At 40.8% G+C, this 15,293-nt stretch carries 13 protein-coding genes; 10 read left to right on the top strand and 3 right to left on the bottom strand.

What is annotated here, in order from left to right; all coding sequences use genetic code 11:
- The first annotated feature begins 176 nt into the window (after positions 1–176).
- The 6 genes from pcrB to KC820_RS07770 all read left to right on the top strand — a co-directional run bounded on the left by pcrB (position 177) and on the right by KC820_RS07770 (position 8,401).
- A complete protein-coding gene (pcrB, locus tag KC820_RS07795; RefSeq protein WP_236782571.1) occupies positions 177–887 on the top strand; it encodes a heptaprenylglyceryl phosphate synthase in 711 nt (236 codons plus the stop codon).
- On the top strand, positions 888–3,101 hold the full coding sequence (pcrA, locus tag KC820_RS07790) for a DNA helicase PcrA (RefSeq protein WP_212370050.1): 2,214 nt from the start codon (positions 888–890) through the stop codon (positions 3,099–3,101).
- Between the two features lie 30 nt (positions 3,102–3,131).
- Positions 3,132–5,135, top strand: a complete 2,004-nt coding sequence (gene ligA / locus KC820_RS07785) for an NAD-dependent DNA ligase LigA (protein ID WP_377862678.1) — start codon at positions 3,132–3,134, stop codon at positions 5,133–5,135.
- Between the two features lie 12 nt (positions 5,136–5,147).
- Entirely contained in the window at positions 5,148–6,356 is a 1,209-nt protein-coding gene (locus tag KC820_RS07780) for a CamS family sex pheromone protein (RefSeq protein ID WP_212370046.1), read from the top strand.
- Between the two features lie 108 nt (positions 6,357–6,464).
- Positions 6,465–8,021, top strand: coding sequence for an L-glutamate gamma-semialdehyde dehydrogenase (gene pruA, locus KC820_RS07775; RefSeq protein ID WP_212370043.1), 1,557 nt, complete (start codon positions 6,465–6,467; stop codon positions 8,019–8,021).
- A gap of 86 nt (positions 8,022–8,107) precedes the next feature.
- Positions 8,108–8,401 carry a hypothetical protein gene (locus KC820_RS07770; protein WP_212370040.1) on the top strand — a complete coding sequence of 98 codons (294 nt, stop codon included), beginning with the start codon at positions 8,108–8,110 and terminating at the stop codon, positions 8,399–8,401.
- Here the strand turns inward: KC820_RS07770 and KC820_RS07765 are convergent.
- Both KC820_RS07765 and KC820_RS07760 read right to left on the bottom strand, forming a co-directional pair.
- Entirely contained in the window at positions 8,398–8,571 is a 174-nt protein-coding gene (locus KC820_RS07765; protein WP_212370037.1) for a septum formation initiator, read from the bottom strand. The two genes, KC820_RS07770 and KC820_RS07765, sit on opposite strands and share 4 nt — an antisense overlap.
- Positions 8,568–9,245, bottom strand: a complete 678-nt coding sequence (locus tag KC820_RS07760; protein ID WP_212370033.1) for a Dph6-related ATP pyrophosphatase — start codon at positions 9,243–9,245, stop codon at positions 8,568–8,570. Before KC820_RS07760 ends, KC820_RS07765 begins: the two co-directional genes overlap by 4 nt.
- Before the next feature lie 98 nt (positions 9,246–9,343).
- Here KC820_RS07760 and KC820_RS07755 point away from each other — a divergent pair, with 98 nt between their 5' ends.
- Positions 9,344–9,871 carry a GrpB family protein gene (locus KC820_RS07755; protein ID WP_212370030.1) on the top strand — a complete coding sequence of 176 codons (528 nt, stop codon included), beginning with the start codon at positions 9,344–9,346 and terminating at the stop codon, positions 9,869–9,871.
- A 26-nt stretch (positions 9,872–9,897) separates the two neighbouring features.
- Here KC820_RS07755 and pepF read toward each other — a convergent pair whose 3' ends face one another.
- Positions 9,898–11,697 carry an oligoendopeptidase F gene (gene pepF, locus KC820_RS07750; protein WP_212370025.1) on the bottom strand — a complete coding sequence of 600 codons (1,800 nt, stop codon included), beginning with the start codon at positions 11,695–11,697 and terminating at the stop codon, positions 9,898–9,900.
- Between the two features lie 319 nt (positions 11,698–12,016).
- Here pepF and gatC point away from each other — a divergent pair, with 319 nt between their 5' ends.
- The 3 genes from gatC to gatB are packed head-to-tail and all read left to right on the top strand — an operon-like array spanning position 12,017 to position 15,228.
- Positions 12,017–12,310, top strand: a complete 294-nt coding sequence (gatC, locus tag KC820_RS07745; protein ID WP_212370022.1) for an Asp-tRNA(Asn)/Glu-tRNA(Gln) amidotransferase subunit GatC — start codon at positions 12,017–12,019, stop codon at positions 12,308–12,310.
- 12 nt (positions 12,311–12,322) lie between these two features.
- Complete coding sequence (gene gatA / locus KC820_RS07740) at positions 12,323–13,798, top strand: Asp-tRNA(Asn)/Glu-tRNA(Gln) amidotransferase subunit GatA (RefSeq protein ID WP_212370019.1); 1,476 nt, start codon at positions 12,323–12,325, stop codon at positions 13,796–13,798.
- Positions 13,798–15,228 carry an Asp-tRNA(Asn)/Glu-tRNA(Gln) amidotransferase subunit GatB gene (gene gatB / locus KC820_RS07735; RefSeq protein WP_212370016.1) on the top strand — a complete coding sequence of 477 codons (1,431 nt, stop codon included), beginning with the start codon at positions 13,798–13,800 and terminating at the stop codon, positions 15,226–15,228. The genes gatA and gatB overlap by 1 nt, the downstream gene beginning before the upstream one ends.
- The last annotated feature ends 65 nt before the right edge of the window (positions 15,229–15,293 follow it).

Raw genomic sequence — 15,293 nt, 5'->3', positions numbered from 1 at the left:
CATATTTCCTGAGAACATCGTAGCATAACAAAATTTTTTTCTCAACAAAATTGTGTAGAGGGAGTGGAACACCATCAAATTAATCCAAATTGCTTAAGAACAATCGGTGAAAGACCCCCCTTGTTTCTGCTATAATAAGTGAGGTAAAGGTATGCAATTTTGGAGGCGTATGTCGAATGATTGAAGATTACCGAATGTGGCGACACATTTTTAAATTAGATCCGAATAAACCAATCGATGATGATGCATTGGAAAAGATTTGTGAGTCGGGTACAGACGCAGTAATTGTAGGTGGCACGGATGATGTGACACTCGATCAAGTACTTTATTTGTTGGCGAGAATTCGTCGTTATCAGGTGACATGTATTTTGGAAGTGTCTAATTTGTCAGCTATTACACCTGGCTACGACTTTTATTTTATTCCAATGGTGTTGAATACAGAAAATCCGAACTGGTTAATTGACTACCACCAGCAAGCCGTCAAGGAATACGGTGAGTTCATTGAATGGGAAGAGTTGAAAGCGGAAGGCTATATTATGTTGAATCCCGGGTCGAAGGCTTATCAATGGACGGAATCGAAACAGGTAACGGATGAGGATGTCATCGCTTATGCACAAGTTGCTGAACATTTAATGCATCTTCCTTTCGTTTATCTGGAATATAGCGGTACATATGGAGATGTAGAGCTTGTTGAACGAGTAAGTAAAGAACTCGATCAAAGTTTATTGATTTATGGTGGTGGGATTACCACGAAGGCAGAAGCGAGAGATATGGCGCGACATGCGGATATCGTTGTTGTCGGTAATGTCATTTATGAAAATTTGAATGCAGCATTGCGAACCGTTCACGCGGTTCATTCAGTCGAGAAAATTAAGGGTGGGAAATAAATGAGTTTATCCATGCAAGAGATCCTTGAAGGAATGAACAAAGAGCAAGCGAAGGCAGTCAAGCATACAGATGGTCCACTGCTTGTCATGGCAGGTGCCGGAAGTGGGAAAACACGTGTGTTGACTCACCGGATTGCTTATTTACTATCAGAAAAAGACATTGCGCCAATGAATATCTTGGCGATTACATTTACAAATAAAGCCGCAAAGGAAATGAAAGAACGGGTTACGAAACTTGTAGGTGACGAAGCGAGAGAGATTATTATGTCGACGTTCCACTCTCTCTGTGTTCGGATTTTGCGAAGAGATGGAGATAAACTAGGTATCGACCGTAATTTCGCGATTTATGATGCATCTGATTCACAAACGGCAGTGAAGGAAGCTTTTCGAATCAATAACGTCGATTCCAAAGTGTTCAATCCAAAGGCAGTCAAGTATGCAATCAGTGATGCAAAAAATAAGCTAATTACGCCGAAAGTGATGAAGCAGCAAGCAAATGATTATGGTGAAGAAAAAATCGCTGAATTATATGAAACGTATGAAACAATTTTAAAGAAAAACCAGGCACTAGATTTTGATAGCTTAATTATGGAAACTCATTTTTTATTCAAAAAGCATCCAGAAGTGCTGCATTATTATCAAAATCGTTTTCAATATATTCACGTCGATGAGTATCAGGATACGAACAAAGCACAATATGAATTAGTGAAACAGTTAGCCGCTCGATTTCAAAATTTATGCGTCGTAGGTGACTCAGACCAATCGATTTATAAATGGCGCGGGGCTGACATTTATAACATTCTTTCGTTTGAAGAAGATTACCCGAACGCAAAAGTAATCTTACTTGAACAAAATTACCGTTCGACGAAGAAAATTTTACAAGCTGCGAATACGGTTATTGAAAATAACCAATCGAGAAAACCGAAAGATCTTTGGACAGAAAACGATGATGGAACGGAAATTAAATTGTTTAAGGCGCTTGATGAGCGGGATGAAGCACGCTATGTCATCGATCAAGTACAAGAGTTAAACCGGACAAAAGGTACACGCTATAAAGAAATGGCGATTCTTTACCGAACGAATGCGCAGTCGCGTGCTGTAGAGGATGTACTGGTGAAGTCCGATATTCCTTACCAAATCGTCGGTGGGACAAAGTTCTATGACAGAAAAGAAATTAAAGACTTACTCGCTTATTTACGGTTAATAACAAACCCGCATGATGATATTAGTTTTCAGCGTGTCGTGAACGTGCCGAAACGGGGTATCGGAAAAACGTCGATGGATAAGTTGCAAATGCATGCAGAAATCAATGATTTGTCGTTATTTGATGCGGTGAAAGAATCAGATTTTACAGGCATGAGCAAAAAGGCATCCAATCAGCTGAATCTGTTCCGAGAAATGATTGAAGACTGGCAACAACAGCAAGAATTTTTAAATGTCACGGATGTGGTCGAACAAGTTTTATCTCGCTCAGGCTATGAAGCAGAGCTGATGAAAGATCGTTCCATCGAATCACAAAGTCGCTTGGAAAACTTAGAAGAATTCAAAACCGTTACAAAGCAATTTGAAGAAACGAGTGAAGATCAAACGTTAATTTCATTTTTGACAGACTTAGCATTGATCTCTGATTTGGATAACACGGATGAAGAGACGAAAGATAAGCTTACATTAATGACTTTACACGCAGCAAAAGGGCTTGAATTTCCAGTCGTCTTTTTAGTCGGAATGGAAGAAAACATTTTTCCACATACACGCTCGTTATTCGATATGGAAGAAATGGAAGAGGAGCGCCGCTTGGCATACGTAGGGATTACCCGGGCTGAACAGGATTTATTTATTACACATGCTACGTCCCGTACGATTTTCGGTCGAACACAATACAATGAGCGAAGTCGCTTTTTGGATGAAATTCCGGTCGAATTAATTGAAGAGGATGTTAAAGAAACGACGCAACAAACGGGCTTTCGAACAACAATCGATGACTTCAGACCAAATCGTACGACAGGGAAAAGAAAATCTCGCGTCATTAAAGAAAAGCCAAAAGGTGATGTGAACTTCCAATTAGGCGATAAGGTCTCACATAAAAAATGGGGCGAAGGTACGGTCGTTAAAGTAGTTGGTGAAGGAGAAGATACGGAGTTAGATATCGCATTTCCAGCACCGACTGGAATCAAACGATTACTCGCCCAGTTTGCACCGATTGAAAAAATATAAAGCGATTACCCATGTGAAAAAGAATAAAGGATGAGTGATATGAGCGAAGCAGAAAAGAGAGCTGAAGCGTTACGAAATGAGCTCAATCAATATAATTATGAGTATCATGTGTTGGATCAACCGACTGTTCCCGATGCAGTGTATGATCAAAAATTACACGAGCTTGTTCAGCTGGAAGAAGAACATCCAGAACTCATTACAGATGACTCACCGACCCAACGAGTGGGTGGACAGCCATTAGATGAATTTCGAAAAGTTGATCATACGGTGCCGATGTTAAGTCTTGGCAATGCATTTAATGCTGAAGATCTACGCGATTTCGATCGACGTGTTCGCGGGAAAATCGGCGATGACTTTCAGTACGTATGTGAGCTGAAGATTGATGGGCTTGCTGTTTCATTACGTTATGAGGAAGGGACGTTCGTACTTGGTGCGACAAGAGGTGACGGGAAAACGGGAGAAGATATTACTCATAATCTGCGGACCGTCAAAAGCATTCCCCTTCGTTTGACAGAGCCCGTGACGATTGAAGCTCGTGGAGAAGTATTCATGCCAAAGCCATCTTTTCTTTCGTTGAATGATCATCGGGAAAAAGAGGGGCTTGAACTTTTCGCAAATCCTCGGAATGCGGCTGCAGGTTCATTGCGTCAGCTCGATCCGAAAGTGGCGGCACGTCGTAATTTAGATGTCTTTTTATATGCAGTCGGTGAATGGCAAGCCGCATCGACAGCTTCGCATAGTGAACGATTGGAATACTTAAGAGAATTAGGATTTAAAACAAACCCAGAAACGAAGCGATTTGACACGATTGAAGAAGTTATTGAATACACAGAAGAATGGACAATCCACCGAAATGAGTTGGACTATGATATTGATGGCATCGTCATTAAAGTTGATTCAATCCAGCAACAGGAGGAGCTTGGTTTTACAGCAAAGAGCCCTCGTTGGGCGATCGCTTATAAGTTTCCTGCCGAAGAAGCTATTACCGACTTGCTAGATATCGAACTCAGTGTCGGACGAACAGGTGTTGTAACACCAACTGCGATTTTGACACCTGTTCAAGTTGCAGGAACGACTGTACAGCGTGCATCGTTGCATAATGAAGATTTAATTATTGAAAAAGACATCCGAATAGGCGATACCGTGGTCATCAAAAAAGCGGGCGATATTATACCAGAAGTCGTTCGTGTCGTTGAAGATCAGCGAGACGGTGATGAGCAGATTTTCCGCATGCCTAGTAATTGCCCGGTGTGTGACAGCCATTTGGAGAGAATTGATGGCGAAGTCGCTTTGCGATGTATGAATCCTAATTGTCCGGCGCAACTAAAAGAAGGTCTTATCCATTTTGTATCACGAACGGCAATGAACATTGATGGTTTAGGAGAAAAAGTCATCGAACAGTTATTTGATCATGAGCTTATTCGAAATATCGGTGACTTATACCACTTGAAAAAAGAAGATTTACTTCAGTTGGAACGGATGGGTGAAAAGTCAGTTACCAATTTAATGAATGCGATTGAGGCATCGAAAGAAAACTCGCTGGAACGCTTACTATTTGGACTAGGAATTCGCTTTGTCGGTAGTAAAGCGGCGGACATATTAGCGGCTGAGTTTAAATCCATCGATCCAATTATGGCAGCAGACCGTGAAACGCTTGAGCGTGTTCCGGAAATTGGAGAAAAAATGGCGGATTCAGTCGTGACATATTTTGAAAAACCAGAAGCACAAGAATTGATTCAACGGCTTAAGGAATCAGGTTTGAACATGAATTATTTACACGAAGCAATCGAGGTGCCTACGGATTCTCCATTTGCCAATAAAACAATTGTGTTAACTGGTAAATTAGCAGAAATGTCTCGTGGAGAAGCGAAAAGCCAAATCGAATCGCTTGGTGGAAAAGTAACTGGAAGTGTTAGTAAAAATACGGATTTATTGATTGCTGGCGAGGATGCTGGCTCTAAGTTGGATAAAGCAAAAGAATTATCCATCGAAATATGGAATGAAGCGCAAATGCTAGAAGCACTGAATGCTTAGGGAGTGGACAGAATGAAACGATTGATGCTGTTCAGCCTGGCGCTATTAATCGTCTCAGGCTGTGCACCAAACTATAACACCGATGAAGAAGTTGTACAGGAAACAGAAGATGAAGAGGAACAGCGATATATTATTCCGACCAACAAGCTAGAAGAAGATACGTATCGAACCATTTTGCCTTACGTCCCGGGTGTCGCGCGTGGTTATATCGTCGATCGGGTAAAAAATCGGTATGATATCGATGAGGTTGAACAAGGGTTGATTCGCCAAGCGAAGGATGTTTTTGATCCGGAGAAGTACTTTTTTCAAGAGGGACAATATCTGACGGAAGATACGTTAGGAGAGTATCTCGGTAGACAACCGACAAAAGAAGAGGTTCAGGAACATCTAGATGAAAATGAGGATGCGAACCCTGAGGATATACAAGTTGGATTGAATCCACCGTTGGACGATGATGAATATAAAGAAGCAGACAAAGAAAAGAGAAAAGAAATGCAAGAAGATAGTCCACAGATTCTCTCTTATATACACGAGCAAAACTATTTGCAACGGGTCAATGAAGACCAAATGCAGCTTGGAGGCATCGCGGTAGCACTTGTATTGAAATCGGAATATGCTTTCCAAACAGATATCGGTGAACCGACTTTTTACACAGAAATCGATGAAGCGGAACTATTGAAGTTCGGCAAGGAAGCGGCAGAAAAGGTGATCAACCGACTGAGAGACCGTGAAGAATTAGCGGATATTCCAATTTTGATTGCTTTGTATAAAGAAAATGAGGCAAGTGGAATCACACCTGGAAACTACTTAACGAAAGCTGTTGTCGATCCGAATGGTCGAACAATCGGAGAATGGGAAAACATTAATGAACAATACGTTCTATTCCCATCTGGTAAAGCGGAGCGAGATCATTATGATCAATATGAAGCCTTTACGGCGTTTGAAAGAGATGTTGGGGAGTTTTTCCCGAATTATATTGGTGTAATTGGTACGGGTTATTTTAATAGTGGAAATTTACACGACTTATCAATTGATATAACAATAGAGTTCAATGGCAAACAAGAAGTTATCGGCTTCACACAACATGTGTATCGGTTAGTTCAGGAGCACTTTCCGAACCATTACGATGTGGAAGTGAATGTCATGTCACCGGAACGTCAAGAAAGTGTAGTCTACCGAAAAGCGGACAAAGAAGAACCAGAAGTTTATATCTATCAATAGCTGTTTTGATAGGGAGACGAAAAAGAAGGATTGAATACCGTCTCCTTTTCATTTAAAATAAGTGTGTAAGCGCTATAATATCAGAAAATTAAGAGGAGGAAGATTTCAATGGTAGTACCATTCAGACATGAACCGTTTACAGACTTTTCATTAGAGGAAAATAAGAAAGCGCAGAAAGAAGCGCTCCATCAAGTTGAACAAATGCTTGGCAAAGAGTATCCTCTCCTCATCGACGGTGAAGAGATTTATACAGATGATAAAATCGTTTCGACAAATCCAGGTAATAAAGAAGAAGTGATCGGAAAAGTTTCCAAAGCCAATAAAGAACTTGCGGAGAAAGCAATTCAATCCGCAAATGAACATTTCGAATGGTGGAGAAAATCCACTGCTGAAATGCGTGCGGATATCCTTTTCCGTACAGCAGCTATCGTTCGTCGCAGACGTTTCGAATTTAATGCGTGGATTATTAAAGAAGCAGGAAAACCTTGGAAAGAAGCCGATGCAGATATCGCAGAAGGTATTGACTTTTTAGAGTATTACGGAAGACAAATGCTAGAAATTGATAGTGGAAAAGGGCTAGATATCGTCAGCCGTCCAATTGAAAATAACCGCTTCAGTTATATACCATTAGGAGCAGGAGTTGTTATTTCACCATGGAACTTCCTATTTGCAATTATGGCTGGAACGGCTGTATCTCCAATGGTGACTGGTAATACTGTCATCTTAAAACCGGCAAGTAATACACCAGTCATTGCTTACAAGTTAATGGAAACATTAAAAGAAGCAGGACTTCCAGGTGGGATTATCAACTACTTACCTGGACCAGGAGGAGAAGTTGGTGACTACTTAGTCGAGCATCCAAAAACGCGTTTTGTTAGTTTCACAGGTTCTCGTGAAGTAGGTACTCGTATTTTTGAACGTGCAGCAGTCGTACAAGAAGGACAAGAGTGGTTAAAACGTGTCGTAGCAGAAATGGGCGGAAAAGATACCATTATCGTTGATGACAATGCGGACTTGGAGTTAGCAGCTGAATCGATTGTTAACTCAGCATTCGGTTTCTCTGGTCAAAAATGTTCAGCATGTTCTCGAGTTGTTGCGCATGAAGACGTTTATGATCAGTTGTTAGACCGCTGTGTTGAATTAACGAAAGAGCTTGATGTCGGTGACCCATCCGAGCAAAACTACTATATGGGTGCCGTGATTGATCAAGCTTCCTACGATAAAATCTTGAACTACGTTGAAATTGGAAAAGAAGAAGGTGCTCGCCTCGTACATGGTGGTACGGGAGATGACAAAAACGGCTTCTTCATTCAGCCGACAATCTTTGCAGATGCTGATCCGAAATCTCGCATCATGCAAGAAGAAATCTTCGGACCAGTCGTTGCTTTCACAAAAGCAAAAGACTTTGACGAAATGTTAGACATTGCAAACAATACAGAGTACGGCCTAACTGGAGCAATTATCTCCAACAACCGTACACATATTGAAATGGCGAAAGAAGACTTCCACGTCGGAAACCTTTACATTAACCGTGGATGTACAGCAGCCATTGTAGGCTACCACCCATTCGGAGGCTTCAAGATGTCCGGAACCGACTCCAAAGCAGGCGGCCCTGACTACTTGAATAACTTCCTACAAGGAAAAACAATCTCTGAAATGTATTAATAGAAAGATGAGAAAATCCCGGCGCAATGCCGGGATTTTTCCTTTTATATTTGGTTGTATGATATGTTCTAACTGTCGGTAAGGGCGTGCTGACTGTTGATAAAGTTATTCTAACTGTTGATACCCGCGTTCTAACTGTCGATAGGCGCGTCCTAACTGTTGATAAAGTTGGTCTGACTGTCGATACCCGCGCTCTGACTGTTGATAAAGGCTTCCTAACTGTCGATACCCGCGCTCTAACTGTTGATAAAGTTGTTCTGACTGTCGATACCCGCGCTCTGACTGTTGATAAAGGCTTCCTAGCTGTCGATACCCGCTCCCTAACTGTTGAAAAAGTGCTCCTGACTGTTGATAAACACATCGCGTCGTATCGAATCTAGTCTCTCCGATTTTTCATTTCTTTAATTACATTGAGCCCTGCACCGATCGTGACACCTATAGCAATTCCAGTTACTAGGTTATCGGTAACGAGCCAAACGGCAATGGCAATCAATACGCCAATGACCATATCGGGAATCAAACTTGATTTTTCTTTATCCTTGTCTGTCATGTTGTTTCGCTCCTAACTAAATCGATATATGTATAATAAGGTCCTTCATGCGTTTGTTCACTAACCTCATAAGGGAGTGGTCGCTCAAATAACGGACCGCCAACTACAAATGTATGAAACTCACCATTTTCACCGCATACATCAACGTTTTCTGGCAGAGCTTCTAATAAATCTGTCGTTATTTTTTCTCCTAAAAAAGTAATTGGCACAGTCTTTGGATCAATTGTCGTGATGATTGTTTCGTAACCAAGTCCAGTGAATTCATGGATTAAATCATCTGTCGATTCGCCCCATAATGGAAAAATCGCTTCTAATCCCGATTCCTGTACTTGTTGTTCTCGATAATCACGAACATCTTTCAGTAAAATATCACCGAAAACAATGTGAGAAACCCCTTCATCCCGTGCTTTTTGATAAGCATCGAAAATTCGTAGGTTGTAATTTTCGTTGGATGGATCTTTCGGTAAAAAAACTTTGTGTATCGGTAATCCTAAAAGTTCGGCTTGTAAATCGATGAGTTCTTCCCTGATGCCATGGGTAGTGGAACGTTCAAATCCTTCAGTGATTGTCGTCAGCAAACCTACGACTTCAATATCTGATTGGTTCATCATTCGATGTAAGGCGAGCATTGAGTCTTTCCCACCGCTATGAGAAACCCAAACTTTTCTAACCATATGTAAAAACCTCCTACTCAAACTAGTTTATCGAAATTTATTAAATTCAGCTAGAGAATTGAATTACGATATAATAAGCGAATAAGGGAGGTGACATTATGCGAAAAGTCGAAGTGACGGCCTATAATGAAAAATGGCCTATTCTATTTCAGGAAGAAGCGGAACGACTAAAGAACGTTTTTGGAGTGGAGTTGCTAGAAATTCACCACATCGGCAGTACGTCAATTCCAGGGTTGAGTGCCAAGCCGATCATCGACATGATGCCTGTTGTGAAATCAATCGAAAAAATAGACGCAGTAAATGAAAAGATGAAAGAGCTTGGTTATCTACCGAAAGGAGAATTTGGCATCCCGGGTAGAAGGTACTTTCCGAAAGCTAAAGAGAACCGAACGCATCACGTACATATTTTTCAAGAAGGCAGTTCTCACATTCATCGTCATTTGGTCTTTCGAGATTATTTAAGGTCACATCCGACTGAGCGTGGACGATATGGTTTATTAAAAGTGAATCTAGCAAAAAAATTCCCTACAGATATGGTGTCTTATATAAAAGGTAAAGAGAATCTCATCAAAGAACTTGAGCAAAAGGCACTCATCTGGCATAAAGAAAGACAGAACCTCAACTAACCTTGAAGTTCTGTCTTTCTCTAAATTTATTCATAGCTTTTTTCAAGTTCGTCAACGAGTGAACCGACATATGCAACAGCTTTTTTCACAGCGTCTGGTGTAGACATATCGACACCTGCGTATTTCATTAATTCAAGAGGCGTTTTCGTTCCGCCCATTTTTAAAACTTCCATCCAACGATCAATCGCCGGCTGACCTTCTTCTTTAAACAACTGATGTACGGCAGTTGAAGCGGTGAGCCCAGCTGAATACGTATACGGATAAAGACCCATATAATAATGTGGCTGGCGCATCCAAGTGAGCTTTGCTCCTTCATCAATTTCGACAGTATCTCCCCAGAAGTTTTTCAACGCTTTACCTTTCTGATCAGATAACGTATGAGCGGTTAACGGAATGCCCTGCTCGGCCAAAGAATAAACCCGGCGTTGATATTCTCCTTCGAGCAAATGAGTCACGAAGTTATGGTAATACGTACCAAGCAGTTGCAAAATAATCCAACGACGCATCCGTGGGTCATCAGTATTTTCTAATAGGTGATCGGCTAGAAGCAACTCGTTTAAGGTAGAAGGTGCTTCAATGAAATAAGTGGATGGGCGTGTATTAAAAATTCGCTGATTTTGATTTGCGAAATAAAAATGTCCTGCGTGTCCTAGTTCGTGTGCCAATATAAATCCGCCACGCATGTTACCGGTAAACGTCAGTAAGATATAAGGATGGGAGCCATATGGACTCGAACAAAATGCACCTGTTGATTTTCCGACGTTATCAGCATAATCGACCCAACGCTCAGTCATTGCTTTTTTCATCGCGTCCGTATATTCAGGCCCCATCACTTGCAATGCATGAAGAATGGTGTCGCACACTTCTTCATAAGAAGATTGTGGGTTAAAATCTGGGTCCAATGGAGCTTTTAAGTCGACAAAAGACATCTTCTCTAAACCGAGGACACGTTTTTTCAGCTTAGCATAACGTTGCATATGTGGTGCCAATTCTTTTTGAATGACATCTAGCTGATTATGATACATTTCTTCTGTTACTTTTTGAGGCTGTAACAACATTTGCGTGACGTTTTCATAGCCGCGAACTTTTGCTAGCGTAACTTGCTTTGTCACTTCTGTAGAATACGTAGCAGCAAATGTATTTTGATAGTTTTTTAATGTTTCAACGAACGATTCGTAGGCTTTATGACGAATCGCCGTCTGAGGTGAAAGTTCATATTCATCTTCAAACAAAGCAAATGAATTCGCATATGTCTCACCATCGTGTTCAAAATCTTTGAAATCCATGTCCGAAGATTTGCTCCGCTGATAAATCATATAAGGTGCATCAGTTACTTGTCCGAGTGAAGCTAATACTTTTTCCGTTTCAGCAGATAAAGTATATGGTTTTTCTTCCAATAAGTCTTGTAAAACCAATTGATAGTCAGTTAAGTGATCATTTTCATTGAGATACTTTTCAATGGTACCTTCAGGTAATGCCAAAATCTCTGAATTCACAAAAGATAAAGCAGCACCAACTTTGGCAAGTGTACTTGAAACTTTGGCAGAATTCGCTTGATTCTCTGCATTCGTTCCATCTTCTGAACTTCGTAGGTTTGCATATGTAGCCACGAGTGTTGCTTTTTCGATCAACGCCGTTTGAGCTTCGAGGCAATCATACAAAACGTCGGCACCTTCGTGCAGTCGCCCTTCATATTGCGTAACCGTCGGCAACTCATCCTCCAATTCCATTCTCGCTTCTTCCCAATCAGCAGGAGTCGAGAATAAATCCTCTAAGTTCCATGTTTGTTCAACAGGAACTTCTGAACGCTTCTTACGTTGTGCCATGTAATTCCTCCTCTAAACTATTTCGTGATACTAAGTATTATAAAGGAAATAAATAAATTTGTCAGTCTAATCTTATTATTTTGTATAGAAAGATATTTCAAGAGGAAGTCGAGGGCCCATCCACAAATCTTGCTAGCTAAAACAAGAGAGCCATACAATCCCCTGAGTCACCATCTTGGACCCAATTTATTTAAGGGTTCTTAACGTATAGTAATCGTTGCCATGCAAATGGTTATTTTGCTATGATAGAGAGTATTGTAAGGTTATTTTTGATTCATAATGTTACATATAGATGGATGGAATAATTGGAGGTGCCAGAATGTCTAAAAAGATTTCAACTGAAGATGTGAAGCATGTCGCTAATTTGGCAAGACTTGCGATTACAGATGAGGAAGCGGAAAAATATAGTGAGCAATTAAGCTCCATCATTAATTTCTCCGAGCAATTGAGTGAGGTAGATACAAGTAACGTCAAACCAATGACGCATGTACTAGATATGAAAAACGTATTCCGTGAAGATGAACCAAAAGATTGGATTACAAAAGAAGAAGCATTAAAAAACGCACCAGACAAAGCAGATGGTCAATTCCGTGTGCCATCAATTTTGGAATAAGGAGGGAACCAGGTGTCTTTATTAGATTTAACAATAAAAGAGCTACAGGAAAAATTAAGCAACAAAGAAATTACGGTAACTGAATTAACACAAGCATGCTTTGACCGAATTGAAGAAACCGATGACCAAGTAAATGCATTTTTGACATTAAATAAAGAAGCTGCATTGGAACAAGCGAAGCAATTGGACGAAGAAGGAATCGACGCTGATCAATTCCTATTGTTTGGTATGCCAATCGGTATCAAAGATAATATTATGACGAAAGATTTAAAGACGACTTGTGCAAGTGAATTTCTCAGTAATTTCGAAGACCCATTATATGATGCAACCGTTATTACGAAGCTCAAAAATGCGAATGCCATCAATATCGGTAAATTGAATATGGATGAATTCGCAATGGGTTCTTCAACTGAAAATTCAGCTTACAAAAAAACGACAAATCCTTGGAATAAAGACTATGTACCAGGAGGATCAAGCGGTGGTTCAGCAGCAGCTGTAGCAGCCGGCCAAGTACCATTTGCATTAGGTTCTGATACAGGCGGTTCTGTTCGTCAACCAGCATCCTACTGCGGTGTAGTCGGTATGAAACCTACTTATGGACGAGTTTCACGCTTTGGATTGGTCGCATTCGCTTCATCACTCGATCAAGTCGGTCCATTGACAAGAACCGTTGAAGATAATGCTCGAATTCTTGAAGTCATTTCAGGTGTAGACGAGATGGATCCTACGAGTGCAAACATAGACGTTCCAAATTTCCAGGAAGCATTAACTGGTGATATTAAAGGATTAAAAGTCGCTGTACCAAAAGAATATCTCCAAGAAGGCGTCGACGAAGAGGTTGCCAATAAAATTAATCAAGCGATTGATACATTAAAAGAGCTCGGTGCTGAAGTGGATGAAGTTTCTTTACCACACTCAAAATACGCAATTGCAACGTACTACATGCTTGCTTCCTCTGAAGCTTCTGCTAATCTCGCTCGTTTTGACGGGATTCGTTACGGAAAACGCGCTGAAAATGCAGACAACTTGATTGAATTATACAAACAATCGAGAAGTAAAGGTTTCGGTGATGAGGTGAAGCGTCGGATTATGTTAGGAACGTTCGCATTAAGCTCAGGCTATTATGATGCATATTATAAAAAAGCACAGCAAGTTCGCCGTTTAATCACAGAGGACTTTGAAAAAGTTTTCGAAAACTACGATGTCATCGTTGGACCAACTTCACCGACAACAGCGTTCAAAATCGGTGAACAAATCGACGACCCACTCACCATGTATGCAAATGATATTTTGACAATTCCAGTCAACTTAGCCGGTGTACCAGCGATTTCCATTCCTTGTGGCTTCCATTCGGATAACGACATGCCAATTGGACTGCAAATCATTGGAAAACACTTTGACGAAGGCAATGTCTATCGTGTTGCGCATGCGTATGAGCAACAAACAATGCACTATAAACAGAAGCCAGCAATTGGGGGTGTCAACTAATGAACTTTGAAACAGTCATAGGGCTCGAAGTACACGTCGAACTTAAGACAAAATCAAAAATTTTCAGCCCGAGTCCAAATGCTTTTGGTGACGAACCGAACTCTAACGTCAATCCAATTGACTTAGGCTATCCAGGCGTATTGCCGGTGTTAAATAAAGAAGCCGTCAATTTTGCGATGCGAGCTGCGATGGCGCTAAACTGTGATATTGCAACAGATACAAAATTTGATCGAAAAAACTATTTCTATCCAGACAACCCGAAAGCTTATCAAATCTCTCAATTTGATCAACCGATTGGTGAAAATGGTTGGATTGAAATAGAAGTCGACGGCAAGAAGAAAAAAATCGGGATAACTCGTTTGCATATGGAAGAAGATGCTGGGAAATTAACACACGGTGATGACGGTTATTCTTATGTGGATTACAACCGTCAAGGAACACCACTCATTGAAATTGTTTCTGAGCCAGATATCCGCACACCTGATGAAGCATATGCTTACTTAGAAAAACTGCGCAATATTATCCAGTTCACCGGTGTTTCAGACGTGAAAATGCAGGAAGGCTCCCTTCGTTGTGATGCGAACCTTTCCTTGCGCCCGGTCGGACAAGAAGAATTCGGGATGAAAACAGAACTGAAAAACTTGAACTCCTTTAACTTTGTTCGCCAAGGACTTGAATTCGAACAAAAACGTCAGGAAAAAGTACTTCGCATGGGAGGAGAAATCCTTCAAGAAACACGTCGCTATGATGAGAAAACAAAAGAGACAGTTCTCATGCGGATCAAGGAAGGATCGGACGATTATCGTTACTTCCCTGAGCCAGACTTAGTGCCACTTTATATTAGTGATGAGTGGAAGGAACAAGTACGCCAGTCTATCCCTGAGCTGCCAGAAGCCCGTAAGAAACGTTATGTCGAAGAGCTAGGCCTTGATCAATATGACGCAGAAGTTTTAACGTCAACGAAAGAAATGTCTGATTTCTTTGAGGAAACCGTCAAGCACGGTGCTGATGCGAAACAAGCAACCAACTGGTTGATGGGAGATATTTCTGCGCATATGAACAAGCAACAACTGGAATTAAGTGATTTGAAAGTTACTCCAGAGAGCTTGGCAAAAATGACGAAATTAATCGACGAAGGAACGCTATCTAGTAAACTTGCGAAAAAAGTCATTACAGAACTGATGAAGCAAGGCGGCGACCCAGAGAAGATCGTCAAAGAAAAAGGACTCGTTCAAATCTCTGATGAAAATCAGTTGCGTGAAATCATTACAGAAATCTTAAATGAAAACGAACAATCAATCGTTGACTATAAAAACGGTAAAGACCGTGCCCTTGGTTTCCTAGTCGGTCAAGTGATGAAGAAAACAAAAGGTCAAGCGAATCCACCAATGGTCAACAAAATTTTAAAAGAAGAAATAGACAAACGATAAAAAGAATATAATCCAACAACAACGATGTGCAACGACGAAAGAGTACAAGCTGAACGAAGGTGAGA

It is taken from the genome of Allobacillus saliphilus (genome assembly GCF_018138385.1).
Taxonomy (GTDB): Bacteria; Bacillota; Bacilli; order Bacillales; family Alkalibacillaceae; genus Allobacillus; species Allobacillus saliphilus.
The sequence above is the reverse complement of the archived record's forward strand: the minus strand, read 5'-3'. Positions and strand labels throughout refer to the sequence as shown.

Bases quoted from the DNA above. Each gene is read 5' to 3' on its own strand.
- pcrB (WP_236782571.1), top strand. From the start codon at position 177: ATGATTGAAGATTACCGAATGTGGCGACACATTTTTAAATTAGATCCG.
- pcrA (WP_212370050.1), top strand. From the start codon at position 888: ATGAGTTTATCCATGCAAGAGATCCTTGAAGGAATGAACAAAGAGCAA.
- ligA (WP_377862678.1), top strand. From the start codon at position 3,132: ATGAGTGATATGAGCGAAGCAGAAAAGAGAGCTGAAGCGTTACGAAAT.
- KC820_RS07780 (WP_212370046.1), top strand. From the start codon at position 5,148: ATGAAACGATTGATGCTGTTCAGCCTGGCGCTATTAATCGTCTCAGGC.
- pruA (WP_212370043.1), top strand. From the start codon at position 6,465: ATGGTAGTACCATTCAGACATGAACCGTTTACAGACTTTTCATTAGAG.
- KC820_RS07765 (WP_212370037.1), bottom strand. From the start codon at position 8,571: ATGACAGACAAGGATAAAGAAAAATCAAGTTTGATTCCCGATATGGTC.
- KC820_RS07760 (WP_212370033.1), bottom strand. From the start codon at position 9,245: ATGGTTAGAAAAGTTTGGGTTTCTCATAGCGGTGGGAAAGACTCAATG.
- KC820_RS07755 (WP_212370030.1), top strand. From the start codon at position 9,344: ATGCGAAAAGTCGAAGTGACGGCCTATAATGAAAAATGGCCTATTCTA.
- pepF (WP_212370025.1), bottom strand. From the start codon at position 11,697: ATGGCACAACGTAAGAAGCGTTCAGAAGTTCCTGTTGAACAAACATGG.
- gatC (WP_212370022.1), top strand. From the start codon at position 12,017: ATGTCTAAAAAGATTTCAACTGAAGATGTGAAGCATGTCGCTAATTTG.
- gatB (WP_212370016.1), top strand. From the start codon at position 13,798: ATGAACTTTGAAACAGTCATAGGGCTCGAAGTACACGTCGAACTTAAG.